This window comes from Nocardioides pakistanensis (assembly GCF_054781215.1).
Map to the genome: position 1 here is coordinate 1 of NZ_BAAGUV010000034.1, position 24,654 is coordinate 24,654.

Consider the following 24,654-nt stretch of genomic DNA (forward strand, 5'->3'; position numbering starts at 1 on the left):
TCGTCACCCTCGTCCAAGCCGCCTGGCGCCAAGGCCCCAGCGGCTAACTGCGAGATCGGGTCAGAGCCCCGGCGCGCCCCAGACGGCCATCCAGCGCTGCAGCTGCTGCTCGATCGGAAGCTCTCCGGCGAGCAGGTCGCGGACCTGGATCTCCAGCAGGTTGTCGCGCCGCTGACCCTCGGCCGGGGCGAAGGGGTAGAACGTGCCCTGCTTGTAGAGGTAGACCAGGCCGAGCCGGCGTCCGGCGGGGTCGGTGAACCCGACCAGCGAGCAGAGCAGGCCGGGACCGAAGCCCTGGGCCTCCAGGGTGGTGTTGACCGCGTGCAGGTCGGTGACCAGCGCCGCCATGTCGTCCGGCTCCTGCCGGGTGACCAGCCAGGTGAAGCCGTACTCGTCGACCGAGCGCTCCACGTCGGGCCCCTCGTCGGCGTCGAGCAGGGCGACGATGTCGGCCTGGGTCTGCGCGAACGCGGCCCCCTCGGCCTCGCGGTAGCACACCGACCCGATGCCCGTGGGCCGGAAGCCCATCGCGGTCTGCAACGTGATCGCCGCACTCGGCAGCGCGAACAGCGCGTCGAGCTTGGCCTGCACCGGCTTGCTGCGCCCGAGGAGGGAGTCCCAGAAGCTCACCGGTCGAAGCCCGGGGCCGGGAAGCCGCCGTCGGCGGGGCGGCCCAGCTCGGCCGAGACCTTGGCCAACTGCTCCAGCCGCTGCTCCAGCGACGGGTGCGTCGAGGTGAGCGTCTGCATCGTGGCCCCGCTGATCGCCGGGGCGATGAAAAACGCGTTCATGCTCTGCGCCGAGCGCAGGTCGCGGCTCGGGATCGCGGCGATGTCGCCGGTGATCTTGGTGAGCGCCGAGGCGAGCGCGGTCGGCTTCTGGGTCAGGTAGGCACCGGCGCGGTCGGCCGACAGCTCGCGGTAGCGCGAGAGCAGCCGGGTGAGGAAGAAGCTCACCGCGTAGACGACCAGGCTGACCACCAGCGCGATCAGGAACCCGGCGGCGCCGGCCGGGTTGTTGTTGTCGCGGCGGCCGCCGAAGATCGCGCCGTACTGCGCGCCCCGGGTCGCCATGCCGGCGATGATGCCTGCCGACGAGGCGAGCGTCATCACGAGGACGTCGCGGTGCGCGACGTGGGAGAGCTCGTGCGCGAGGACGCCCTCGAGCTCCTCGGCGGTGAGCTTGTCGAGGATGCCGGTGGTGACACAGACCGCGGCCCGGTGCGGGGACCGCCCGGTGGCGAAGGCGTTCGGCAGGTCGGTGTAGGAGATCGCCACCCGCGGCTTGGGCATGTCGGCCATCGCGCAGAGCCGGTCGATCATGCCGTGCAGCTCGGGGGCCTCCTCGGGGGTGACCACCCGAGCCCGCATCGCCTTCAGGGCCAGGGTGTCGGAGTTGTACCACTGGAACCAGGCGACACCGAGGCCGATGATCCCGATGATGAAGGCGTACTCGGGCAGGGCGTACATCAGCCCCACGACGAGCGCGACGAACAGGCCCCCGAGCAGGAACATCACGAGGGTCATCCGGGCGGTGAGCCCGGTGTCCTTGATGAAGCGGGAGTGTGCCATCAGCCCGGGATGAGCCCGTCGTCCTCGAGCATGTGACGCACCTCGTCGATGGTCGCGTCCGCGGGCGGCAGGATCAGGTCGGAGTCGTGCAGGGTGTCGTCGGGCAGCCGCGAGCCCGCCGCGCGCACCTTGTCGAGCAGCGCGGCCAGCGTGCCGGTGAAGGTCTCCTCGTCACCGGCCTCGACGGCCTTCTCCACCTCGTCGTCGAGCTTGTTCAGCTCGGTGAGGTGCTCCTCGGCCAGATCCCACTGGCCCTCGCCGAGAATCCGCACGATCATGCCTGGCCCTCCTCCTTGCGCTGCTCCTCCTGGACCGGGGTCGCCGTCGCGGTGTCCCCGGACTCGATCGCGTTCGGCGGCTGCGAGGAGCCGGACTTGAGCGCCGCGAGCTCGGCCTCGACGTCGGACTCCTTGCTCATCGCCTCCAGCTCGCGGGCGATGTCGTCGCCCTGGCCGAGCGCGCTGGCGTCGTCGAGCGCGCCGGAGGCGATCAGCTCGTCGATCGCGCCGGCCCGGGCCTGCATCTGCGCGGTCTTGTCCTCGGCGCGCTGCACCGCGAGCCCGACGTCACCCATCTCCTCGGAGATCCCGGAGAAGGCCTCGTTGATCCGGGTCTGTGCCTCCGCGGCGGTGTAGGTCGCCTTGATGGTCTCCTTCTTGGTGCGGAACGCCTCGACCTTGGCCTGCAGCCGCTGGGAGGCGAGCGTGAGCTTCTCCTCCTCGCCCTGCAGCTGCGCCTGCTGGGCCTTGAGGTCGCTGATCTGGCCGGTCAGGCCGGACTTGCGGGTGAGCGCCTCGCGGGCGAGGTCCTCCCGACCCATCGACAGCGCCTTCTGCGCCTGGTCGTGGAGCTTCTGGGACTGCTGCTCGAGCTGGTTGACCTGGAGCTCGACGCGCTTGCGGCTGGTCGCGACGTCGGCGACACCGCGCCGCACCTTGGCCAGCATCTCGATCTGCCGCTGGTAGCTGTAGTCGAGCGTCTCGCGCGGGTCCTCGGCACGGTCGAGAGCCTTGTTGGCCTTGGATCGGAAGATCAGGCTGATGCGCTTCATGAGGCTCATGGTCGGCGAGGCCCCCTTCTGTGTACGTCGAGATCGGTGTTTCCACCCTACGGTGCAACGACCGGCGGAGGTAGCAGGTTCCCGCGGGTACCCTGGGCCCCGACTCGGGACACGACAGTCCCTTCGAGCACGGAGAGAACACCGCCTTGTTCCGTCGTACCAAGCCTGAACCGACCGCCCCTCCCACCCCGGCCAAGCCCGGCGGCAAGGGCCGCCCCACGCCCAGCCGCAAGGAGGCCGAGGCGGCCGCCCGCGCCCGCGCCAAGGCCGGCACGGACAAGAAGGCGGCGCGCCAGCTGCTGCGCGAGCGGCGCCTGGAGCAGAACGCGAAGATGCGTGAGGGGATGAAGACCGGCGACGAGCGGTTCCTCCCGGCCCGCGACCAGGGCAAGGTGCGCCGCTTCATCCGCGACCGCGTCGACGCCCGGCTGTCGATGGCGGAGTTCCTGCTGCCGCTGCTGGTGGTGATCATGATCCTCAGCTACTCGGGCGACGCGACGGCCAACCGCTACGGCCAGTCCCTGTGGCTGGTGACGATCCTGCTCGTGTCCGCCGACACGCTGGTGCTGGTGTTCCGGCTCAAGAAGGACCTGCGCACGCGGTTCCCCGAGGAGTCCCACAAGGGCGCGGTGTTCTACGCGCTGCTGCGCGCCATGCAGCTGCGCTTCCTGCGTCTGCCCAAGCCCCAGGTCAAGCTCGGCCAGAAGCTGCCCGACCGCTACTGAGCTGTACGGCGGTCGCCGGCTCGGCTCAGCCGCGCAGGTGCTCCTCGACGCGCTCGACCTTCGCGGTGAGCTGGCCGGTGTAGCCGGGTCGGATGTCGGCCTTGAGCACCAGGCCGACCCGGGGCGACTTCGCGGCGACGACGTCGACGGCCTGCTTGACCACCGCCATCACCTCGTCCCACTCCCCCTCGACGTTGGTGAACATCGCGTTGGTCTCGCACGGCAGCCCGGACTCCCGGACCACCCGCACGGCCTCGGCCACCGCCTCGCTGACCCCGCCGGTGTCGTCGCCGCCGGTCGGACTGATGCTGAACGCCACGATCATGGCCACAACCTAGCCCCGGCCGCGGTCGGCGCCGTTGGGCGGCGTGGATAGGTTGGGGCCCATGGAAACTCGCAACCTTGGCTCCAGCGGTCTCAAGATCTCCGAGATCGCCTACGGCAACTGGCTCACCCACGGCTCGCAGGTCGAGGAGGACGCTGCCCTGTCGTGCGTCCACCAGGCGCTCGAGGAGGGCATCTCCACCTTCGACACCGCCGACGTCTACGCCAACACCGCGGCGGAGACCGTCCTCGGCAAGGCGCTGCAGGGCGAGCGTCGCGAGGGCCTGGAGATCTTCACCAAGGTCTACTGGCCCACCGGCCCCGGCAAGCACAACGACCACGGCCTGTCGCGCAAGCACATCATGGAGTCGATCAACGGCTCCCTGCGGCGGCTCGGCACCGACTACGTCGACCTGTACCAGGCGCACCGCTACGACCACGAGACCCCGCTCGAGGAGACGATGGAGGCCTTCGCCGACGTCGTCCGTTCGGGCAAGGCGCTCTACATCGGCGTCTCGGAGTGGACCGCCGACCAGATCCGCCGCGGACACGAGCTCGCGCGTGAGCTGCGCATCCCGTTCGTGTCGAACCAGCCGCAGTACAACATGATCTGGCGCGTCATCGAGGCCGAGGTGGTCCCCACCTCGGAGGAGCTCGGGATCGGCCAGATCGTCTGGTCCCCGATCGGGCAGGGCGTCCTCACCGGCAAGTACCTCCCCGGCCAGGCACCGCCGCCGGGCTCGCGGGCGACCGACGAGAAGGGCGGCTCGAACTTCGTCAAGCGCTACCTGCAGGACGACGTGCTCGAGCGCGTGCAGCAGCTCAAGCCGATCGCGGAGGAGGCCGGGCTCTCGCTGGCCCAGCTCGCGGTGGCCTGGACGCTGCAGAACCCGAACGTGTCGGCCGCGATCATCGGCGCGACCCGGCCCGAGCAGGTCACCGAGAACGTCAAGGCCAGCGGCGTGAAGCTCGAGGCCGAGGCGATGAAGCGGATCGACGAGATCCTCGACCCGATCATCGAGCGTGACCCCGCCAAGACGGTCTCCCCGCCGACGCGCGACTTCGGCTGACCACCAGCCACCACGCAGGGCCGGTTCCGCACAGGAGCCGGCCCTGCGTGCGTCCGGGCACGGCCCCGAGGTCACGATCGTTCAGCTGACCGGTTGTGACCTCCGATGTGGCCGACACCGACGTCACAACCGTTCAGCTGAACGATTGCGGCGCCCCGAGCGCTCCCCGTGCCCCGGGCGCTCCCACTGCCCCGAGCGCTCCCCGTGCCCCGGGCGCTCCCACTGCCCCGAGCGCCCCGGGGCCCTCAGGGAAGCCGGCCGGTCTCACCAGCGGCCGCGGTGCCGGACCCAGATCGCGAGCAGCGGGTCGACGTAGCGCCACGGGCCCAGGCCGGCCGGGCCTTCGTCCCGCGTGACGTGCTGACCCTCCCGGGCGAGCTCGCGCAATGCGCTCTGCAAGGTCGCGCGGGAGGTCTCCAGGCGCCGGGACGTCGTCGTCCCGGTCGGCGAGTCACCCTCCGCGAGCGCGACGAGCACCGCCTTCTTCCCGGTCGAGAGCTGGTCCCACACCGCCTGGTGCGCCTCGTGGGTGGTCGCCAGCGCCCGTCGTACGACGGCGTCGGCCAACGCCACCCCCTCGACCTCCCCGCCTTCAGGAAGCGTGGAGGCGCCCAGCTGCCGGGCAGCGAGCTCGCGGTGCAGCAGGTGCGCGAGCAGCATGGTGCGCTGCGGGTGGCCGGCCGCGGTGGTCATCAGCGGCACGAGGGCCCCGGCAGGATCCTCGTCGAGCTGCTCGAAGCGCTCGGCGAGCTCGACGATCACCTCGTCGAGCGGGAGCGGGCCGAGGTCGATCGGCTCGGCCTGCCCGTACAACGGCCGCTCGCGGTCGCTGAACAGCTTGCGCATCATCGAGGGCTGGGAACCGGCGTAGACGTAGACCGCCGCGTCGCCGTGGTACTGCACGTGCGAGCGCAGCAGCCCGTCGATCGACGGCCCGGCCGCGAGGATGTCCTGGAACTCGTCGAAGACCACCAGGGTCGGGATCTCGTCGCGCTCGAACAGCGTCAGCGGCAGGTCGAGCAGCTCGGCGGCCGCCGCCTGGGTGGCCTCGGGTGCGGGGACCCGCTGTCGCGGCCCGAGGGTGATCCCGGGACCGGCCGGCGTCAGCGAGAGCCCGAGCCTGGCGCCGAGGGAGTCGAGGTGGGCACGCAGCCGGCCGTCGCCGATCCGGGCGTACGACGAGGCGATCCGCACGCACAGCTCCCCCAGCGAGGTGACGCCGTACATGTCGACGTGCACGGTGCGCCAGCCCGAACCGGCCAGGCCGGCGGCGTGCGCGAGCAGCAACGACGTCTTGCCGAAGCGGCGCGGGCCGGCCAGCCGGACATGGACCCGCTCGGCGGCAGCCTGGCTCAGCCGGCTGAGCTCCTCACGCCGGTCGATCAGGGCGTCCGGGGCGATCGGGGTCTCGAACGGGAACGGCCTCAGCGACATACCGACAGGCTAGACCGCTGGTATGGCTTTGTGAATACGATTGTGTAGGCGTCGGCACATACGGTCAGGAGGCGTGCAGGCTCATCGGACCGTAGACCTCACGGTCGCCTTCGAACAGCGTCACCGCGTCGACGCCGGCCTCGAGCAGGTCGCGCCACACCTCGCCGACCCAGGACTCGGCGTCGCTCTGCGAGGGGAAGTCCGGGGACTCCGTGCCCTCGGGCGTGGCCTCGGCACCGGAGCTGTCCTCGAGCCGCCACCGCCAGGCCGGGGCGTTGGACAGCGACTCGCTCGGGAAGTGGCTCGAGGGCTCCAGGGAGTTCGTCATGTGGCGAGCCTAACGCCGGGAAAACCGCCGGCAGGCTTTGACGCTGTCGGGTCGGCGTGGGAGCGTTCGTCGTGAACAACTGCCTCGCGGCGGGAAAGCCGGTCCGAAGCCGGCGCTGACCCGCAACCGTAGGCCGTCCGACGACCGGTCATCCGACCGGCCCGGCGACGGCGAGCCGGAACACCGCCGAGGGGCAGCGGCTCCCATCTATCCGTCGAGGTCTACGGGGCGGAGCCGGATCAGGACACCGGTCTCGGCCGGGGCCCGTGCGGTCCGGTGACGTCATGTGAACCGCCGCAACAGAAAGGGCCCTTCGTTGGCCACCCTGCTCCCCCGCCGCGTCGCCGGCATCCTCACCTTCCTCGTCACCGCCGTCGCCGCCGTCGCGTTCGCCGCACCGGCCCACGCCGAGGACGGCTACAAGTACTGGATGTACTTCCACCTCTCCGACGACCAGACCTGGGCCTTCTCCGACGTGGGCCCGGCCGACCACCAGCCGGCCGACGGTGACGTCGAGGGCTTCCGGTTCGGCGTCTCCACCGCCAGCAAGGGCATCGAGCCCCGCGCCGACCTGGCCGAGGTGAACTTCGAGACGATCTGCGCCGACGCCGAGGCAGGCAGCGGCGAGAAGCGGGTCGCCCTGGTCCTGGACTACGGCACCGACATCGGCGAGGGCGCGCCGCCGGAGCCGCAGGCCGAGTGCGCCGTCGTGGACGAGGCCGCCAGCACCCAGCAGATCCTCGACGAGGTCACCGACCTCCGGGTCGAGAACGGCATGACCTGCGCGCTCGGCGGCTACCCGGCCGCCGGCTGCGGCGAGCCGGTGGCGAACGCCGAGGTCCCCACCGACGAGGAGCCGGTCGCCTTCGCGCTCCCGGCCGCCGACACCGACGACGCCGGTACGGCGGACGCCGCGGCCGTCTCGGAGGACGGCGAGCCGTGGCTGCTCGCCGGCCTGGTCGCCGTGATCGCCGTGATGGCCGCCGCTGCCCTCCTGATGGCGCGGCGCCGGAAGAGCGCCTGAGTCGAGGCCGGCCGATGCGCGCACACCACCTGGTCACCTTCCCCCGGATGCTGCATCCGGGGGCCTGGTGGCTGTGGGCGCTCGGCCTGGCCGCGGCGGCCAGCCGGACCCGCAACCCGGTGCCGCTGCTGCTGATCCTGGCGGTGACCGGCTTCGTGGTCGCCGCCCGCAGGAGCGACGCCCCCTGGGCTCGGTCCTACGGCGCCTTCCTGAAGCTGGCCCTCCTGGTGATCGCGATCCGGGTGGTCTTCCAGGCGCTGCTCTCGACGGGCTCACAAGGGCCCACGCTGCTGTTCACACTCCCGGAGATCCCCATGCCCGGCGCCTCCGGGCTCAAGCTCGGCGGTGAGGTGACGCTCGAGGCGGTGCTGCGCGCGTTCTACGAAGGGCTCCAGCTGGCCACGATCCTGGTCTGCGTCGGGGCTGCCAACGCCCTGGGCAGCGCCCGCCGGCTGCTCCGCTCGGTCCCCGGGGCGCTGTACGAGGTCGGTGTGGCCGTGGTGATCGCCCTGACCTTCGCCCCCCAGCTGGTCACCGACGCCTCCCGGATCCGCGCCGCCCACCGGCTGCGGGGACAGGGCGGGGGCCTGCGTGCGATGCGCCGGCTGGCGATGCCGGTCCTCGAGGGTGCGCTGGACCGGTCGGTCGAGCTGGCCGCCGCGATGGACTCCCGCGGCTACGGCCGCACCACCCGGGTCAACCCCCGCGAGCGCCACGTCACCGGCCTGCTCGTGCTGGGCGGGCTGCTCGGTCTGAGCGTGGGGGTGTTCGGCCTGCTCTCGGGCACTGACGCCGGCTGGCTGGGCATGCCGACGCTGGTCGGCGGCACCGTCCTCGCCGCGGCCGGGCTCTACCTCGGTGGGCGGCGCACCGGGCGCACGAGGTACCGCCCCGACCCGTGGGCGCTGCCGGAGTGGCTTGTCGCCGGCTCCGGCCTGCTCGCCGCGGCGGCGATGTTCGTCGAGGTCGCCACGGACCCCTCCACGTTGGTCCTGGCCAGCGTCACCGCCGTGCCGCCCGTGCCCGTGCTCGCCGTGCTCGGCATCCTCGCCGCCGTGCTCCCTGCGATCCTGGCCCCGCCCCTCCCCGCGCCCGCACGCGAGGAGACGACCCGAGACGACGAGATGGAGGTGGCAGCGTGATCGAGTTCGCCGACGTCAGCGTCACCTTCGCCGACCAGCAGGCCCCGGTGTTGCGCGAGGTGAACCTGACCGTCCCCGAGGGTGAGCTCTGCCTGGTGATCGGCCGCACCGGTTCGGGCAAGACCACCCTGCTGCGCGCCGTCAACGGCCTGGTCCCGCACTTCTCCGGCGGCACGCTGTCGGGCCGGGTGACCGTGGACGGCCGGGACACCCGCGACCACCGTCCCCGTGACCTCGCCGAGGTGGTCGGCTTCGTGGGTCAGGACCCGTTGTCGGGCTTCGTCACCGACACCGTGGAGGACGAGCTGGCCTACGGCATGGAGTCCCTCGGGCTGCCCGCCGAGGTGATGCGCAAGCGCGTCGAGGAGACGCTGGACCTCCTCGGCCTCGCGGACCTGCGACACCGGCCGCTCACCGACCTGTCCGGCGGCCAGCAGCAGCGCGTCGCGATCGGCTCCGTGCTCACCACCCACCCGCGGGTGCTGGTGCTCGACGAGCCGACCTCGGCGCTCGACCCGCTGGCCGCGGAGGAGGTGCTCGCGACGCTGCAGCGCCTGGTGCACGACCTCGGGCTGACCGTCGTACTCGCCGAGCACCGGCTCGAACGCGTCGTGCAGTACGCCGACCGGGTGGTCCTCGTGCCCGGGGACGCGCGACCGGTCGTGGACGGTCCGCCGGAGGAGGTGCTCGCCGGGTCGGCGGTCGCCCCGCCGGTGGTCGAGCTCGGCCGGGTCGCCGGCTGGCGTCCGCTCCCCCTCAACGTGCGTGACGCGCGCCGTCGCGTCGCCCCGCTGCGGACCGAGCTCGCCGGGATAGAGCCACCCGACCACGCCGTCGCCGAGCCCGGCGCGGTGGTCGGACGCGTCGTCGACCTCGTCGCCGGCTACACCCGCCTGCCGGTGCTCAAGGGCGTCAACCTGGACCTGCGTCGCGGCGAGATCGTCGCCCTGATGGGCCGCAACGGCGCCGGCAAGTCGACCCTGCTCAAGACCCTCGTCGGCATGCGGCCGGCGAGCAGCGGGACCGTCGAGGTCGACGGCCAGGACCCGGCGACCCTGAAGCCGGCGCAGCTGCTGCGCCGCGTCGGCCTGGTCCCCCAGGTCCCCGGGGACCTGCTCTACGAGGCGACGGTGGCACGCGAGTGCGCGCAGGCCGACAAGGATGCGCGGGTCCCCGCAGGCACCACCGCCGCGCTGTTCGCCCGGCTCTCCCCGGGGGTTCCTTCCGACCAGCATCCGCGCGACCTCTCCGAGGGACAGCGCCTCACCCTCGCCCTGGCGATCGTGCTCGCCGCACAGCCGCCGCTGATCCTCCTCGACGAGCCGACCCGCGGTCTGGACTACACAGCCAAGCACCGGCTGGTGGAGATCCTGCGCGACCTCGCCGCGGACGGCCACGCCGTCATGCTCGCCACCCACGACGTCGAGCTCGTGGCGGAGGTCGCCAACCGGGTGGCGGTCCTCGCCGACGGGGAGGTGGTCGCCGACGGCTCGGTGCCCGACGTGGTGGTCTCCTCCCCCGCGTTCGCTCCCCAGGTCGCGAAGATCCTCCAGCCCTCGCCGTGGCTCACCCCGACCGACGTCGCCGTCGCCCTCGCCGGCGTGACCAGCCTCTCGCGGCCATGACGCCGACGAACCTGGTCCCCCTCCGACTGCGTTCGGCGCTGGCGCTCGGGTTGGCGTCGGCGGTCGGTCTGGTCGGGTTCTTCTGGCCGTTCTTCGTCGAGCCGGGCGCGGCCCTGGACAGCTCGCACTCCGGCGACGCTCCGTTCCTGTTCGTCGCGCTGCTCCCGCTGCTCGCCGCGATCGTGCTCGCCGAGCTCACCTCCGGCGGCATGGACGCGAAGGCGGTCGCGATGCTCGGGATGCTGGCCGCGGTCGGCGGGGCGCTGCGAGCGCTCGGGCCCGGCACGGCGGGACTCGAACCGAGCTTCGCGGTGATCATCATCGGCGGACGGGTCTTCGGCCGCGGCTTCGGCTTCGTCCTCGGCGCCACGGCGATCTTCACCGGTGCACTGATCACCGGGGGCGTGGGCCCCTGGCTGCCGTTCCAGATGATGGCCGCCGGCTGGGTGGGCTTCCTCGCCGGCTGCCTCCCCCGGGCCTCGGGCCGGCTCGAGGTGGTCGTCGTCGCGGTGTACGCCGCCGTCGCCGGGCTCGCCTTCGGCCTGGTGATGAACATCTGGTTCTGGCCGTTCGCCTCCTACGGCCCGGAGGTCAGCTACGTCGCCGGCGACCCGCTGGTGGCCAACCTCGGGCGCTACGGGCTGTTCTACCTGACCACGTCGCTGTTGTGGGACCTCGGCCGCAGCGTGATGTCGCTACTGGTGATCCTGCTGGCCGGGTCCGCCCTGCTCCGGGCGCTGCGCCGGGCCGGGCGGAGGGCGGCCTTCGGCGCCCCTGTGGTGTTCGAGCGCTGATGGACGTCCTCACGCTCGGCACCGGCTCGGCGGACGGCTGGCCGAACCCGTTCTGCGGCTGCGCCTCCTGCACCTCGGAGCGAGCGGCCGGCCGGGTGCGCGGGCAGACCTCGATGCTCGTCGACGGACGCCTGCTGCTCGACTGCGGCCCCGAGACCCCGCGGGCCGCGGAGCGGCTCGGCGCCGACCTGGGCAGGCTGCGCCACGTGCTGATCACCCACCAGCACCCGGACCACTGTTCCCCGGCGTTCCTGCTGTTCCGGTCCTGGGTGGGTGAGGACCCGCTCGACGTGGTCGGTCCGCCCGACGTCGTCGAGGCCTGCCGGATGTGGGTCGCCCCCGACTCTGTGGTGCGGTTCACCGCGGTCTCCCCCGGCGACCGGCTCCGCCTCGGCGAGTACGACGTCCGGGTGCTCGGCGCGCGCCACGGCGAGGCCGGCGCGGCGGTGCTCTACGACGTCACCACGGCCGACGCCCGGCTGCTCTACGCCACCGACACCGGGCCGCTGCCCGAGGAGACCGTCGCGGCCATGGACGGCGCCGCGTTCGACCTCGTGCTGTTGGAGGAGACCTTCGGCGACCACGGCGAGCACCACACCGACCATCTGCACCTGGCGACGTTCGCCGACCAGCTGCGCCGGCTCCGAGCGGTCGGCGCCGTCACCGAGCACACCGACGTGGTCGCCGTACACCTCTCGCACCACAACCCGCCCACCGCCGAGCTGGCCCGGCGGCTCGCGGACTGGGGCGCCCGGGTCGTCGACGACGGCACCGTGCTGAGGCCGGCCCCGGTGGTCGAGCCCGCGCCGGTGGTCCAGCCCGTCGAGACCCGCACCCTGGTCATCGGCGGCGCCCGCTCGGGCAAGTCGCGCGAGGCCGAGCGGCTGCTCGCGGCCGAGCCGGCGGTGACCTACGTGGCCACCTCCTACCCGTCCGGCACCGACGACGAGTGGGACCAGCGGATCGCGCGACACCGCGAGGACCGGCCCGCGCACTGGGCGACCGAGGAGACCCTCGACCTCGCGGCGCTGCTGGGCGCATCCGGCGAGCCGTTGCTCGTCGACTGCCTGACGTTGTGGCTGACCCGGGTCATGGACCGGCACGACGCCTGGGACGACAACGCCTGGCGGTCGAGCGCGGAGAAGGCGGTGACGGCCGAGATCGACGAGCTCGTCGCGGCGTGGCGCGGCACCCGCCGCCGGGTGGTCGGGGTGACCAACGAGGTCGGCCAGGGCGTCGTCCCCGACACCACGTCGGGCCGCCGGTTCCGGGACCTGATGGGGCGGCTGAACGCCCGGCTGGCCGCCGAGACCGAGGACGTCCGCTGGTGCGTCGCGGGCCGGGTGACCCGGCTGTGAGCGCGGTCCGCGACCCGATCCGGCTGGCGGTCGGCACGCTGACCGTGCTGCCGACGCGACCCCCGACCGTGGTGGACCGGCGCGTCGGTGGCCGGGCGATGGTTCTCGCACCCGCCGTCGGGGCCCTGCTGGCCCTGCCCGCCGGGCTGCTGCTGTGGCTGCTCGGCTGGGGCCCCCGAGGGACCGAGCCGCTCCTGCTGGAGATCCTGGGCGCTCGCGGCTACGACGTCGTGCCGGGACCGCTGCTGTCGGCAACCCTCACGATCGGCCTGCTCACCGTGCTCACCCGGGCGATGCACCTCGACGGGCTGGCCGACACCGTCGACGGCCTGGGGTCGGGTCGTCCGGGCGACGAGGCGCTCGAGGTCATGCGGCGCGGCGACGCCGGCCCGTTCGGCGTGGTGGCGCTGGTCCTCGTGCTGCTCGTGCAGGTGCTGGCGCTGGGTGACCTCGTCGGCGGTGGGCACGGCGCGGTCGCGCTGGCGGCCGCACTCGTGGTGAGCCGGCTCGCGCTGCCGTTGGCGTGCCGCCGCGGGGTCCCGGCCGCCCGGGCGGACGGGCTGGGCCATGCCGTTGCCGGCACCGTCGGACCGGCGGGGCTGTTGGTGTCCGGCCTTCTCGCAGCACTGCTCGTCGTGCCGGCCGCCGTCGTCGCGGTCGGGCCGCACGTCGTGTCCGGCGAGGTGGTGGTCGCGGCGACGGTCGCCGGCGTCCTCGCCCTGCTCGCCGGCGGGCTGCTCGTCCGCCGGGCGGTGCGGCGGCTCGGCGGGGTGACCGGTGACGTGCTCGGTGCGGCCGTCGAGGTCACGTTCACCGTGGCGCTCGTCGTGCTCTCGCTGGTCGACTGAGCGCGACCGCTTCGAGTCAGTCCTCGCGCACGCCCGGAGTGACGAACGGCGGCTTGGTGACGGTGAAGATCTCGCGTCGCCCGCGGACGTCGACCGACACCTCGGCGCCCTCGGTGACCTGGGAGGCGATCAGCGCCAGGCCGACGCCCAACTTCCGCGTGGGCGAGAAGGTGCCGGAGGTGACCTGGCCGACCGGGACGTCGGCGACGAGCAGCACGCGCATCCCCGGTCGCGGGATCGCCCGGCCGTTCGCAACGAGGCCGCGCAGGACCCGCTTGGGTCCTGTCTCCCGCTCGGCGACCAGGGCCGAGCGGCCCCAGAACGCCTCCTTCTTCCAGCCAACCGCCCAGCCGAGCCGGGCCTCGTTGGGGGTGACCTGACGGGTGATGTCCTGGCCGTGCAGCGGGTAGCCCATCTCGGTGCGCAGCGTGTCGCGGGCACCGAGCCCGCACGGGGTGATCCCGTGCGACTCCCCGGCGGCCATCAGCGCGTCCCACAGCGAACCGACCACCTCGTTGGGGACGACCAGCTCGTAGCCGCGCTCGCCGGTGTAGCCGGTGCGGCAGACCACGACCGGCGCACCGTCGTGCTCGGCCTCGGCGAAGGACATGTAGTCGTGGCCGACCGGGAAGCCGATCGCCTCGAGCACCTCGTCGGACTTCGGCCCCTGGACGGCGAGGATCGAGAGGGTCTCGTGCAGGTCGTCGATCTCCACGCCGTCCGGGACCTCGGCGTCGAGCATCCGCACGACCTCGGCGGTGTTGGCGGCGTTGGGCACCAGCAGCACCCGCTCGTCGCTGTGCAGGTAGGCGATCAGGTCGTCGACGATCCCGCCGCTGTCCGGGTCGCAGCACAGGGTGTACTGCGCCTTGCCCGGCTCGATCCGGCGCAGGTCGTTGGTCAGGCAGGAGTTCACGAAGTCGGCCGCTCCGGGTCCGTGCACGACGACCTTGCCGAGGTGGCTGACGTCGAACACGCCGACGGCCTCGCGCACCGCGGTGTGCTCCTTGACCACCCCGACGTACTCCAGCGGCATCTCCCAGCCGCCGAACTCCGCGAGCTTCGCGCCCAGCGCGACGTGTCTGTCGTGGAGGGCGGAGTGCCGGAGCGGGCTGGTGCCGGGGGTGTCGGTCGGGTCCATGCGGGGAACCTACCCCAGCAGCATGCCCCGGGACCGGGGGCTAGCATGCGGCCAGACATCGAGACGACGAGGGAGTCGACCAGACGTGACGACGTACAGCCTGCGCAAGGGCGCAGCCGACAAGACCAAGACCGACGTGGTGGTGGCCGGAGTGGTCAAGACCAAGAAGGGCCTGGCGATGGCGGCCGGCGGCGAGGGCGTCGCGTCGGCGTACGGCCGCAAGCTGCAGCCGATGCTCTCGACGCTCGGGTTCGCCGGCAAGCCCGGCGAGGTCGTCAAGATCCCGACCGCCGGCGCGCTGAAGTCGCCGGTGCTGATCCTGGTCGGTCTCGGCGAGGCCGACAAGCTCACCACCGAGGCGGTACGACGGGCGGCCGGTGCCGCAGCCCGCGCGGTGTCCAACGCGGCCACCGTCGCGCTCGCCCTGCCCGCGTCCGACGCCGCACACGTGCGCGCGGTCGTCGACGGCTACCAGCTCGGCGCCTACTCGTTCACCGCGTTCAAGACCGCCCCCGCTCCCGACGTCGCCGGCGAGGTGGTCGTGCTCAGCGACGCCGCGAAGGACAAGGACGCCGTCGCGGCCCTGGAGACCTCGCAGGTGGTCGCCGCGGCGACCGCTCTGGTCCGCGACTGGGTGAACACCCCGCCCGGCGACCTCACCCCGGAGAAGTTCGCCGACGCGGTGAGCGCCACCAAGAAGGCCCGCAAGGCCACCAAGGTCACGCTCAAGGTGATGGACGAGCAGGCGTTGGAGGCCGACGGCTGCGGCGGCATCGTCGGCGTCGGCCGCGGCTCGGCCAACCCGCCGCGGCTGGTGCGGCTGACCTACAGGCCGCGCGGCGCCAAGGCTCACCTGGCGCTGGTCGGCAAGGGCATCACCTACGACTCGGGCGGGCTGAGCATCAAGCCGGCCGCCTCGATGATGACCATGAAGTGCGACATGGCCGGGGCAGCCTCGGTCGTGGCCGCCACGTTCGCGATCGCCGAGCTCGGTCTGCCGGTCGCGGTCACCACCTACGCCCCGATGGCCGAGAACATGGTGTCCGGCTCCGCGACCCGCCCCGGTGACGTGGTGACCATCTACGGCGGCAAGACCGTCGAGGTGCTCAACACCGACGCCGAGGGCCGCCTGGTCCTCGCCGACGCGCTCGTGAAAGCCACCGAGGACAAGCCCGACGTGATCGTCGACGTCGCCACGCTGACCGGCGCCTGCGTCGTCGCGCTCGGCGACCGGGTCGGCGGCCTGCTCGGCAACGACGAGGCGCTCATCGCCGACGTGAAGGCGGCCGGCGACCGGGCCGGCGAGGCGTTCTGGCCGCTGCCGATCCCCGAGGAGATGGGCGAGAAGGTGCGCAGCAACACCAAGATCGCCGACCTGGCCCAGCACAACTCCGAGCGCTGGGGCGGCACGCTGTACGCCGCTGCGTTCCTGCGCGAGTTCGTCGGCGAGCACCGGTGGGCGCACCTCGACATCGCCGGCCCGGCGTTCAACGAGAAGGGCCCCTACGGCTACGTCCCCTCCGGTGGCACCGGCATGTCCGTGGCCACGTTGGTCGAGCTGGCCGGGTCGCTCGCCGAGGGCTAAGCGCCTTCGGCCTCCTTGCGGCGGCGGTTGTACTCACGCATCCGTGCCGGGTAGCCGACCACCGCGGCGTCGTACGACGGGATGCCGTGGCGGTTGGCGAACCGGTGCGCCCACTCCACCGACGGCACCCTCCTGCGGGTCCACTCGCCGTCGTGCGCGACCAGGATGATCGTGACGTCGGAGACGGCCGTGCGCGGCTCCACGAAACCCTCGACGCCGCGACGGGTGCGTGCGAACTCCTCGAGGTGCTGCTCGTCCGCGGCGTCCGAGGCGCGCACGGTGGTCGCCGCTCCCCTGCCGCCCGGGCGACGCACCCGGCCTCTGCGACCCCGCCGCCTGAAGCGGTCCATCAAACCCATTCCCCCAGTGTGGCTTACCGGTCCTGAACCCCCTCTCGGATCCGGTGCCGGGACGGCGGCGAGCCGCCGGCAGGACCCCGGGCCCACGACCGGTCGGGCACGGCGACACCCGATGTCGCCCCGGACGCGCTTGGTGCAAAGATGGGCGCAACAGGCGACCCCTCACATCTGAACAAGACCGGAGGAGCAGTGGCGGACGCGAACCCCAGCGGAGCCGGCGACAACTTCGACATCGTGATCCTCGGCGCCGGCAGCGGCGGCTACGCCTGCGCCCTGCGCGCAGCACAGCTCGGCCTGTCGGTCGCCCTCGTCGAGAAGGACAAGATCGGCGGGACCTGCCTCCACGTCGGCTGCATCCCCACCAAGGCGCTGCTGCACGCCGCCGAGGTCGCCGACACCGCCCGTGAGTCCGAGCAGTTCGGCGTCAACGCCACGCTCGAGGGCATCGACATGGCGGGGGTCAACAAGTACAAGGACGGCGTCGTCTCGCGCCTCTTCAAGGGGCTCACCGGCCTGGTCAAGGGCCGCGGCATCACCGTCGTCGAGGGTGAGGGCAAGCTCGTCGCGCGCGACACCGTCGAGGTCGACGGCCGTCGGCTCGTGGGTCGCAACGTCGTCCTGGCCAGCGGCTCGTACTCCCGGACCCTGCCCGGCCTCGAGATCGACGGCGAGCGCGTGCTCACCTCCGAGCACGCGCTCTCCCTCGACCGGGTGCCCACCTCGGCGGTCGTCCTCGGCGGCGGCGTGATCGGCTGCGAGTTCGCCTCCGTCTGGCGCTCCTTCGGCGCCGAGGTCACCATCGTCGAAGCCCTCCCCCGCCTGGTCGCCGCCGAGGACGAGGCAGTGTCCAAGGCACTCGAGCGGGCCTTCCGCAAGCGCAAGATCGGGTTCAAGGTCGGTACGCCGTTCAGGTCGGTCGAGCGCACCGACGACGGGGTGCGCGTGAGCGTCGAGGGCGGCGAGACGATCGAGGCGGAGATCCTCCTGGTCGCGGTCGGTCGCGGCCCCCGCACCGAGGGGCTCGGGTACACCGAGCAGGGCATCGCCATGGAGCGCGGCTTCGTCCTCGCCGACGACCGGTGCCGCACCAACGTCGACGGTGTCTACGCCGTCGGCGACATCGTCCCCGGCCTGCAGCTGGCCCACCGCGGCTTCGCCCAGGGCGTCTTCGTGGCCGAGGAGATCGCCGGTCTGGAGCCGGCGCCCATCGACGAGGCGGGCATCCCGCGGGTCACCTACAGCGACCCCGAGGTCGCCTCGGTCGGGCTCACCGAGTCCGCCGCCGCCGAGAAGTTCGGCGTCGACGGCATCGAGTCGCTGACCTACGACCTCGGCGGCAACGGCAAGAGCCAGATCCTCAAGACCCAGGGGTTCGTGAAGCTGGTCCGCCAAAAGGACGGTCCCGTGGTCGGCGTACACATGGTGGGCGCACGGGTCGGCGAGCTGATCGGTGAGGCGCAGCTTATTTACAACTGGGAGGGGTACGCCGAGGACGTGGCCCCCCTCGTGCATGCCCACCCGACACAGAACGAGGCGCTCGGAGAGGCGCACCTGGCCCTGGCCGGGAAGCCGCTTCATGCGCATTCGTGACGCAGCCTCGTAGGCTCAGCACCAACACCTCTTGACCCGCGCAGCACAGCAGTCGAAGCCAGCAAAAGGAGCGAAGGAACGCATGGCGACCTCAGTCACTCTCCCCGCCCTCGGTGAGTCCGTCACCGAAGGCACCGTCACCCGCTGGCTCAAGCAGCCAGGCGACCGCGTCGAGGTCGACGAGCCGCTGCTCGAGGTCTCCACCGACAAGGTCGACACCGAGATCCCCTCCCCGGTGGCCGGCATCCTGCTGGAGATCAAGGCGCAGGAGGACGAGACCGTCGAGGTCGGCGCCGAGCTCGCCACCATCGGCGACGAGGGCGAGTCCGGCTCCACCAGCGAGCAGGCCGACGAGGAGGCCGGCGCCTCCGACGAGGCGGCAAGCGCGGGTGCGGGCGAGGGTCCCGGCGGCGAGACCGGCGAGGCTGCCGCGCCGTCGGAGGAGGAGGTCGGTCGGCAGACCGAGCCCCAGGGCGACGTACCTCAGGCGCAGACCGAGCCGACCGGCCCCGCCCAGGAGACCGCTCCGAGCTCGGCCGACACCAAGCCGGAGTCCGAGGCGTCCCAGGCCGGCATGCAGGGCAGCGGCACCCCGGTGACCCTGCCCGCACTCGGCGAGTCGGTCACCGAGGGCACGGTCACCCGCTGGCTCAAGCAGGTAGGCGACGAGGTGGCCGTCGACGAGGCGCTGCTCGAGGTCTCCACCGACAAGGTCGACACCGAGATCCCCTCCCCGGTCGCGGGGACCCTGCTGGAGATCAAGGTCCAGGAGGACGAGACCGTCGAGGTCGGCGCCGAGCTCGCGATCGTCGGCTCCGGCCAGGCCGCGCCGGCAGAGGCGCCGAGCGAGGCTCCGGCTGCGGAGGCGCCGTCCGAGCAGCCCCCGGCCGAGGAGAAGCCGGCCGAGGAGAAGCCCTCCGAGGAGTCGCACCTCGCCGAGGAGCGGGACCAGGCCGCGGCCGCCGAGCAGGCACAGCTGCGCCAGGAGCCCGAGGGCGAGGCCCCCGCACCGCAGAAGGAGCAGGCTCCTGCCGCGCAGCAGCAGCCCCCTGCCCACAAGGAGGAGGCTCCCCGGCCGCAGGCCGCGCCGCAGGCTGCCGCAGCCGGTGGGGCGAAGGAGGGCGAGGCCGCCTACGTCACCCCGCTCGTGCGCAAGATGGCCGCCGACCAGGGCGTCGACCTGTCCCAGGTCAAGGGCACCGGCGTCGGTGGCCGAATCCGCAAGCAGGACGTGCTCGAGGCCGCGAAGGCGCAGAAGGCCGCCACCCAGAAGCCGGAGCCGGCTGCCGCGTCCGCACCGTCGGCCGAGCGGGCGCCTGCCGCCGCTCCGAGCCCGCTGCGTGGCAAGACCGAGCCGATGAGCCGGCTCCGGAAGGTGATCGCCGCCCGGATGGTCGAGTCGCTGCAGGTCTCGGCACAGCTGACGACGGTGGTCGAGGTCGACATGACCGCCATCGCCCGGCTGCGTGACTCGGTGAAGGGCGAGTTCGCCGAGCGCGAGGGCGTCAAGCTCTCGTTCATGCCGTTCCTGGCCAAGGCGACCGTGGACGCCCTCAAGGCGCACCCGTCGCTGAACGCCTCGATCGACACCGAGAAGGGCGAGGTCACCTACTACGACCACGAGAACCTCGGGGTCGCGGTGGACACCGAGAAGGGCCTGCTCGTGCCCGTGCTCAAGGAGGCCGGCGACCTCTCGGTCGCGGGTCTTGCCCGCAAGATCGCGGACCTCGCCGAGCGCACCCGAAGCAACAAGATCGGGCCGGACGACCTCTCCGGCGGCACGTTCACGATCACCAACACCGGCAGCCGTGGCGCGCTGTTCGACACCCCGATCATCAACCAGCCGCAGGTGGCGATCCTCGGGACGGGTGCGATCGTCAAGCGCCCCGTGGTGATCGACGACCCGAACCTCGGCGAGACGATCGCGGTGCGGCACATGATGTACCTCGCGCTGACCTACGACCACCGCCTGGTCGACGGCGCGGACGCCGCGCGCTTCCTCGTCGACGTCAAGGAGCGGCTCGAGGCCGGCCAGTTCGAGGTCTGACCCCGCCGATCCCCGCACACCGGCGCCCGCTGCCCCACGGCAGCGGGCGCCGCTGCGTCTCCGCCGCGGTTCGACCCGGAGGTTGCGGGGGCGTGCCACAGTTTGTCCATGCGGATCGTTCTGGCCGGCGCGTCCGGCTTCCTGGGTCAGGCCTGGCGCGAGCACCTCGCCCGGCAGGGTCATGAGGTCGTCCGTCTCGTCCGGGGCGAGAACCAGTCGGCCAGCGAGTCCTCGTGGGACCCGTACGGCGGCCACGTCGACCAGTCGGTGATCGACGACGCCGACGTGGTCGCGAACCTCGCCGGCGCCCCGATCGCACACTGGCCGTGGACGGCGTCGTACAGGCAGACGCTGCGCGACAGCCGGGTGCTCACCACCCGGACCCTCGCAGAGGCGGTGGCTGCCTCGCCGCGCAAACCGGCCCTCCTCGCGCAGAACGGGATCGCGGCGTACGGCGACCGCGGCGACGAGGTGCTGACCGAGGAGTCGTCGACGCCGGCGGACACGACGCTGGGCCGGATCAGCCGCGAGTGGCAGGAGGCGACCGCACCGGCGGTGGAGGCCGGTGCCCGGGTCTGCGTGATGCGCACGTCAGTGGTGCTGCACAAGAGCGGCGGTGCGCTCAAGCCGCTGAACCTGCTGTTCCGGGCCGGGCTCGGCGGACCTCTCGGCGACGGCCGGCAGTACTTCGCCACGATCTCCCTCAACGACTGGCTGCGAGCAGCGACGTTCCTCGCGACCAACGACGCCTGCCGCGGCGTCTACAACCTCACCGGTCCCGGCACGACCACCAACGCAGAGTTCACCGCGCAGCTCGGCCGGATGCTGAACCGGCCCACGCTCGTGCGGGCGCCGGCGTGGCCGATGCGCAAGGTCCTCGGTGAGCTCTCCCACGAGCTGCTCGGCTCGGTGCGCGTGGAGCCGGCGCACCTGCTCGCCGACGGGTTCGAGTTCGAGCAGCCGACGCTCAACGACCGTCTCGCGGCGGCGCTGACTCCCTGACCCCGGCAACCCGCCACCGGCTCGCCTCATCCTCCCGGACCAGCTCGACCATGCGCGTGGAGACACCGTCCCGGGGCAGCCGGATCGCAGCGCCGTCACGGCCCACGGCTTCGGCCCCGACGAGCCGGTCGGTGACCCGGAGCCTGAGCCGGTGCGGTGACTCGAGCAGCACGTCGATGCCGAGCAGCTGCACCTGCATCCCGGTCACCACGAGCCCCCGCCGGAGGTAGCGCCGGAGCATCCGCACGTCGGCGCGACCGGCCGCCGAGCCGTCGGCGTACAACCGACGCAGAGCGGACGCGTCCCCGGCGGCGTAGGCCCGGGCTCGCGCCCGGTCCCAGGAACGGAGCACGTCCGCGGCCCGGAACGACGCGGGTGCGGCGGCGCGCTCCACCGGCGCAGCGGTCCTGGCCCCGGATGCCGGCGGAACCGCCTCCGGCCGGCCGACACAGCCGCCGAGCGCGGCGCAGAGCGCCAGCACGGTCAAGTGGCGGATCGCGACAGGTGTGAGCGAGGGCACTCCCCCACTGTGGCCTAGCGGCGGTGCCTGCCGTCGCCGTCGTCCACAGGCTCCGAGCCGGAGAGGTCGCCGTCGGCACCGAGGTGCAGCATCCGCGCGGTCTCGGCGTCGACGTGGTCCGGCGTGTGCCACAGCCGGCTCGGCCACCAGACCGCCGGGCCGAGGTCGTAGGACAGCGCCGGCACCAGCAGCGAGCGGACCACGATGGTGTCGAGGAGCACCCCGAACGCAACGATGAACGCGATCTGGGCCAGGAACAGCAGCGGCAGCACACCGAGGGCGGCGAACGTCGCGGCCAGCACGACGCCGGCAGAGGTGATCACCCCGCCGGTGACCGACAGCCCCTTGAGGATCCCCGGGTGGGTGCCCTGGCGGATCGACTCCTCACGCACCCGGGTCATCAGGAAGATCGAGTAGTCGATGCCCAGGGCGACCAGGAACACGAACCCGATCAGCAGCGTCGACGGGTCGGAGGCCGGGAAGTCGAAGACGTGGTTGAACAGCAGCGCGCTGATCCCCATCGTCGCACCGAAGGACAGCACGTTGGCCACGATCAGCAGCGCCGGCGCGAGCAGGGCCCGCAGCAGCAGCGCGAGCACGACGAAGATCACCAGCAGGATCGCCGGGATCACGATCCGCCGGTCGCGGTCCACCGTGTCGCGGGTGTCGAGCAAGGTGGCGGTCTGGCCGCCGACCACGATGTCCTCGCTCACGTCGTCCAGCTCTGTCCGCAGGTCGCGCACGGTGTCGGTGGGCGCCACCGAGTCGGCGTTGGCCGCCAGCGTGACCAGCAGGATGCCCTCGCCGTCGACGATCTTCAGCTGCGGCTGCTCGCCCGCGTCCGGCGGCCCGGCGGGCAGGGGTACGACGCCCTCCCGCGCGACACCTGGATGCGCGGCCGCGACCTCGGCCGCCTCGGCGAGGTCCTCCTCCGGCACCACCAGGATCGCCGGACTGCTCTGGTCGGACCGGAAGTGCTCGTCGAGGACCTCCTGGGCCCGCACCGAGTCGACGCGGGTGAGGAACTGCTCGGTCTGCGGCACCGGGTCCTCGTTCAGGGTGGGCACGAACGCCGCGAACCCGGCGAGCACCACGAAGGTCACCGTCCACACCAGCCGGGCGCGCCTGCCGACGAGACGGGCGACCGCCCCCCAGATGCCGAGGTTGTAGGTGTGCTCGGAGCCGTACGTCGGTCGCACCGGCCAGTAGGCGCGCCGCCCCAACAGCACCAGCGCCGCGGGCAACAGGGTCAGTGCCGCGAACATCGCCCCGGCGATCCCGATCGCGCCGACCGGCCCCAGGCCCTGGAGGCTGGCCAGGTCCGACAGCAGCAGGCACAGCAGGCCGAGGATCACGGTCGCCCCGGAGGCGAGCACCGGCTCCACCGACGCCCGCCACGCGGCACGCATCGCGTCGTACTTCGACTCGTGGTCACGAAGCTCCTCGCGGAACCGGGCGACGATCAGCAGCGAGTAGTCGGTCGCGGCACCCACCGCGAGGATGAAGAGGATGCCCTGGCTCTGCCCGTTGAGGGTCAGCACGTCGGACTTGGCGAGCGCGTAGATGACCGCCGAGGCGACACCGAGCGCGAGGACCGCGGAGACCAGCACCACCAGTGGGAGCACCGGCGACCGGTAGACCACCAGCAGGATCACCAGCACCACGCTGAGCGCGACGAGCAGCAGGATCCCGTCGATCGCGCCGAACGCCTCGATGAAGTCGCCGAGGATCCCGCCGGGGCCGCCGACCACGGCGAGCAGGCCGTCCGGCGCACCCTCGAGCACCTCGCGGATGTTCACGATCGCGGCCTCGAGCGCCTCACCGTCCGACGTCGCCAGAGGTACGACGACCTGGGCAGCCGTGCCGTCGGCCGACGGGATCGGGCCCTGCACCGCAGCCGCGTCGACGTCCTCGACGGCCTTGACCTCCTCGACGAGGCCGGCCATCGCCTGCTGGTCGGCCGGGGTGAGCCCGCCGTCGCGGGAGAACACCACGATCGCCGGCACGCTCTCGGTGCCGATGAACTTGGTGTACTCCTTCGACGCGATCGTCGACTCGGCGGTCTCGGGCAGGAACGCTGCGTTGTCGTTCTCCTGCACCGTCGACAGCTGGCCGGCGAAGGAGCCCAGCGGCCCGCCGACGAGCAGCCACAGCAGCAGCACGACGGCGGGGAGCACCCATCGCCGGCGACGTCCGGCCGCGTGGGTGGAGGGGCGTCGGGAGGGACTCGCCATGGCGGGTGCCTTTCGGAGGAGTTCGACGGGTGCGTGCGAGGTGCCGAGACTCGCCGCACCCATGATCGTGCACTGCCCTGCCCGGGCGCCAAGACATCCGCCGCACCGCGCAGGGTTAGGCTCGTCACCGTGAGCGAGCTCGAGTTCAGGTCGCTGGGCGAGGTGGAGTACACCGCCGCCTGGGACCTCCAGCGCCGGGTGCACGAGAGCGTCGTGGCGGGCGGCACCGACACCGTGGTCCTGCTGGAGCACCCGCCGGTGTTCACCGCGGGCAAGCGCACCGAGCCCCATGAGCGCCCCGTCGCCGGGACGGCACCGGTGATCGACGTCGACCGCGGCGGGAAGATCACCTTCCACGGACCCGGCCAGCTCGTCGGCTACCCGATCGTGCGGCTGCCCGAGCACGTCAAGGTGGTCGACTACGTCCGCCGGCTCGAGGAGGCCCTGATCCAGGCCTGCACGGAGCTGGGCGTGACCACCGCGCGGGTCCCGGGCCGCAGCGGCGTGTGGCTGCGCGCCGACGGAGACCGGCCCGAGCGCAAGATCGCCGCGATCGGGATCCGGGTCGCCGGAGGAGTGACCATGCACGGGTTCGCGCTGAACTGCGACGTCGACCTGCGCTGGTACGACCAGTTCGTGCCGTGCGGCATCGACGACGCCGGGGTCACCTCGCTGAGCGCGGAGCTCGGCCGCGACGTCACCGTGGCCGAGGCGACTCCGCTCGTCGAGCGGCACCTGCGTGAGCTGCTGGCGTGGGCGCCGTACACCCCCACCCCGGACTACGAGCCCCGCCCGGACCCGGCGAAGCGGCACGACACGTTGCGCGTGCCGGTGGTCAATCCGCTGCGCTGACGCTCCGGTCCGTCATGCTGG

The 24,654-nt window shown here is 72.5% G+C and carries 24 protein-coding genes; 13 read left to right on the forward strand and 11 right to left on the reverse strand.

What is annotated here, in order from left to right:
• Window positions 1–60: 60 nt before the first annotated feature.
• The 4 genes from pspAB to ACYVIH_RS13445 are packed head-to-tail and all read right to left on the reverse strand — an operon-like array spanning window position 61 to window position 2,631.
• Entirely contained in the window at window positions 61–630 is a 570-nt protein-coding gene (pspAB, locus tag ACYVIH_RS13430) for a PspA-associated protein PspAB (RefSeq protein WP_460869964.1), read from the reverse strand.
• Window positions 627–1,571, reverse strand: a complete 945-nt coding sequence (gene htpX / locus ACYVIH_RS13435) for a zinc metalloprotease HtpX (protein ID WP_460869965.1) — start codon at window positions 1,569–1,571, stop codon at window positions 627–629. Before htpX ends, pspAB begins: the two co-directional genes overlap by 4 nt.
• A complete protein-coding gene (pspAA, locus tag ACYVIH_RS13440; RefSeq protein ID WP_460869966.1) occupies window positions 1,571–1,849 on the reverse strand; it encodes a PspA-associated protein PspAA in 279 nt (92 codons plus the stop codon). The genes htpX and pspAA overlap by 1 nt, the downstream gene beginning before the upstream one ends.
• Window positions 1,846–2,631: a PspA/IM30 family protein gene (locus ACYVIH_RS13445; protein ID WP_460869967.1), complete on the reverse strand. Its 786-nt coding sequence runs from the start codon at window positions 2,629–2,631 to the stop codon at window positions 1,846–1,848. The genes pspAA and ACYVIH_RS13445 overlap by 4 nt, the downstream gene beginning before the upstream one ends.
• A 146-nt stretch (window positions 2,632–2,777) precedes the next feature.
• On the opposite strand from ACYVIH_RS13445, the gene ACYVIH_RS13450 reads away from it, so the two are divergent.
• Window positions 2,778–3,356 (forward strand): DUF3043 domain-containing protein, encoded by a 579-nt coding sequence (locus tag ACYVIH_RS13450; protein ID WP_460869968.1) that lies wholly within the window; start codon window positions 2,778–2,780, stop codon window positions 3,354–3,356.
• A gap of 25 nt (window positions 3,357–3,381) precedes the next feature.
• On the opposite strand, the gene ACYVIH_RS13455 is transcribed toward ACYVIH_RS13450, so the two are convergent.
• Window positions 3,382–3,681: an MTH1187 family thiamine-binding protein gene (locus tag ACYVIH_RS13455; protein ID WP_460869969.1), complete on the reverse strand. Its 300-nt coding sequence runs from the start codon at window positions 3,679–3,681 to the stop codon at window positions 3,382–3,384.
• 61 nt (window positions 3,682–3,742) lie between these two features.
• Between ACYVIH_RS13455 and ACYVIH_RS13460 the strand changes: the two genes are divergently transcribed.
• Window positions 3,743–4,750: an aldo/keto reductase family protein gene (locus ACYVIH_RS13460; RefSeq protein WP_460869970.1), complete on the forward strand. Its 1,008-nt coding sequence runs from the start codon at window positions 3,743–3,745 to the stop codon at window positions 4,748–4,750.
• A gap of 264 nt (window positions 4,751–5,014) precedes the next feature.
• Here the strand turns inward: ACYVIH_RS13460 and ACYVIH_RS13465 are convergent, their stop codons facing one another.
• Together ACYVIH_RS13465 and ACYVIH_RS13470 are read right to left on the reverse strand one after the other, a co-directional pair.
• On the reverse strand, window positions 5,015–6,184 hold the full coding sequence (locus ACYVIH_RS13465) for an ATP-binding protein (RefSeq protein ID WP_460869971.1): 1,170 nt from the start codon (window positions 6,182–6,184) through the stop codon (window positions 5,015–5,017).
• A gap of 64 nt (window positions 6,185–6,248) precedes the next feature.
• Window positions 6,249–6,512 carry a hypothetical protein gene (locus tag ACYVIH_RS13470; RefSeq protein ID WP_460869972.1) on the reverse strand — a complete coding sequence of 88 codons (264 nt, stop codon included), beginning with the start codon at window positions 6,510–6,512 and terminating at the stop codon, window positions 6,249–6,251.
• A 316-nt stretch (window positions 6,513–6,828) separates the two neighbouring features.
• Between ACYVIH_RS13470 and ACYVIH_RS13475 the strand changes: the two genes are divergently transcribed.
• The 6 genes from ACYVIH_RS13475 to ACYVIH_RS13500 are packed head-to-tail and all read left to right on the forward strand — an operon-like array spanning window position 6,829 to window position 13,303.
• Entirely contained in the window at window positions 6,829–7,536 is a 708-nt protein-coding gene (locus tag ACYVIH_RS13475; protein WP_460869973.1) for an SCO2322 family protein, read from the forward strand.
• A gap of 14 nt (window positions 7,537–7,550) precedes the next feature.
• Window positions 7,551–8,678, forward strand: a complete 1,128-nt coding sequence (locus tag ACYVIH_RS13480) for an energy-coupling factor transporter transmembrane component T (RefSeq protein ID WP_460869974.1) — start codon at window positions 7,551–7,553, stop codon at window positions 8,676–8,678.
• Window positions 8,675–10,303: an ABC transporter ATP-binding protein gene (locus tag ACYVIH_RS13485; protein ID WP_460869975.1), complete on the forward strand. Its 1,629-nt coding sequence runs from the start codon at window positions 8,675–8,677 to the stop codon at window positions 10,301–10,303. Before ACYVIH_RS13480 ends, ACYVIH_RS13485 begins: the two co-directional genes overlap by 4 nt.
• Window positions 10,300–11,097, forward strand: coding sequence for an ECF transporter S component (locus tag ACYVIH_RS13490; protein ID WP_460869976.1), 798 nt, complete (start codon window positions 10,300–10,302; stop codon window positions 11,095–11,097). The genes ACYVIH_RS13485 and ACYVIH_RS13490 overlap by 4 nt, the downstream gene beginning before the upstream one ends.
• Window positions 11,097–12,455: a bifunctional adenosylcobinamide kinase/adenosylcobinamide-phosphate guanylyltransferase gene (locus ACYVIH_RS13495; RefSeq protein WP_460869977.1), complete on the forward strand. Its 1,359-nt coding sequence runs from the start codon at window positions 11,097–11,099 to the stop codon at window positions 12,453–12,455. Before ACYVIH_RS13490 ends, ACYVIH_RS13495 begins: the two co-directional genes overlap by 1 nt.
• Complete coding sequence (locus tag ACYVIH_RS13500) at window positions 12,452–13,303, forward strand: adenosylcobinamide-GDP ribazoletransferase (protein ID WP_460869978.1); 852 nt, start codon at window positions 12,452–12,454, stop codon at window positions 13,301–13,303. Before ACYVIH_RS13495 ends, ACYVIH_RS13500 begins: the two co-directional genes overlap by 4 nt.
• 16 nt (window positions 13,304–13,319) lie before the next feature.
• Here the strand turns inward: ACYVIH_RS13500 and gcvT are convergent, their stop codons facing one another.
• Window positions 13,320–14,444, reverse strand: a complete 1,125-nt coding sequence (gcvT, locus tag ACYVIH_RS13505) for a glycine cleavage system aminomethyltransferase GcvT (protein ID WP_460869979.1) — start codon at window positions 14,442–14,444, stop codon at window positions 13,320–13,322.
• 85 nt (window positions 14,445–14,529) lie between these two features.
• Here gcvT and ACYVIH_RS13510 point away from each other — a divergent pair, with 85 nt between their 5' ends.
• Window positions 14,530–16,029 (forward strand): leucyl aminopeptidase, encoded by a 1,500-nt coding sequence (locus ACYVIH_RS13510; protein ID WP_460869980.1) that lies wholly within the window; start codon window positions 14,530–14,532, stop codon window positions 16,027–16,029.
• On the opposite strand, the gene ACYVIH_RS13515 is transcribed toward ACYVIH_RS13510, so the two are convergent.
• On the reverse strand, window positions 16,026–16,307 hold the full coding sequence (locus ACYVIH_RS13515; RefSeq protein ID WP_460869981.1) for a hypothetical protein: 282 nt from the start codon (window positions 16,305–16,307) through the stop codon (window positions 16,026–16,028). The two genes, ACYVIH_RS13510 and ACYVIH_RS13515, sit on opposite strands and share 4 nt — an antisense overlap.
• 222 nt (window positions 16,308–16,529) lie before the next feature.
• On the opposite strand from ACYVIH_RS13515, the gene lpdA reads away from it, so the two are divergent.
• The 3 genes from lpdA (at window position 16,530) to ACYVIH_RS13530 (ending at window position 21,027) form a co-directional block, all read left to right on the forward strand.
• Complete coding sequence (gene lpdA, locus ACYVIH_RS13520; RefSeq protein WP_460869982.1) at window positions 16,530–17,978, forward strand: dihydrolipoyl dehydrogenase; 1,449 nt, start codon at window positions 16,530–16,532, stop codon at window positions 17,976–17,978.
• Between the two features lie 82 nt (window positions 17,979–18,060).
• A complete protein-coding gene (gene sucB / locus ACYVIH_RS13525) occupies window positions 18,061–20,025 on the forward strand; it encodes a 2-oxoglutarate dehydrogenase, E2 component, dihydrolipoamide succinyltransferase (RefSeq protein ID WP_460869983.1) in 1,965 nt (654 codons plus the stop codon).
• A gap of 108 nt (window positions 20,026–20,133) precedes the next feature.
• Entirely contained in the window at window positions 20,134–21,027 is an 894-nt protein-coding gene (locus ACYVIH_RS13530; RefSeq protein ID WP_460869984.1) for a TIGR01777 family oxidoreductase, read from the forward strand.
• Here ACYVIH_RS13530 and ACYVIH_RS13535 read toward each other — a convergent pair.
• Together ACYVIH_RS13535 and ACYVIH_RS13540 are read right to left on the reverse strand one after the other, a co-directional pair.
• Complete coding sequence (locus tag ACYVIH_RS13535) at window positions 20,993–21,547, reverse strand: hypothetical protein (protein WP_460869985.1); 555 nt, start codon at window positions 21,545–21,547, stop codon at window positions 20,993–20,995. The two genes, ACYVIH_RS13530 and ACYVIH_RS13535, sit on opposite strands and share 35 nt — an antisense overlap.
• A 14-nt stretch (window positions 21,548–21,561) precedes the next feature.
• Complete coding sequence (locus ACYVIH_RS13540) at window positions 21,562–23,781, reverse strand: MMPL family transporter (protein ID WP_460869986.1); 2,220 nt, start codon at window positions 23,779–23,781, stop codon at window positions 21,562–21,564.
• Between the two features lie 129 nt (window positions 23,782–23,910).
• On the opposite strand from ACYVIH_RS13540, the gene lipB reads away from it, so the two are divergent.
• Complete coding sequence (lipB, locus tag ACYVIH_RS13545) at window positions 23,911–24,633, forward strand: lipoyl(octanoyl) transferase LipB (protein WP_460869987.1); 723 nt, start codon at window positions 23,911–23,913, stop codon at window positions 24,631–24,633.
• Window positions 24,634–24,654 lie beyond the last annotated feature (21 nt).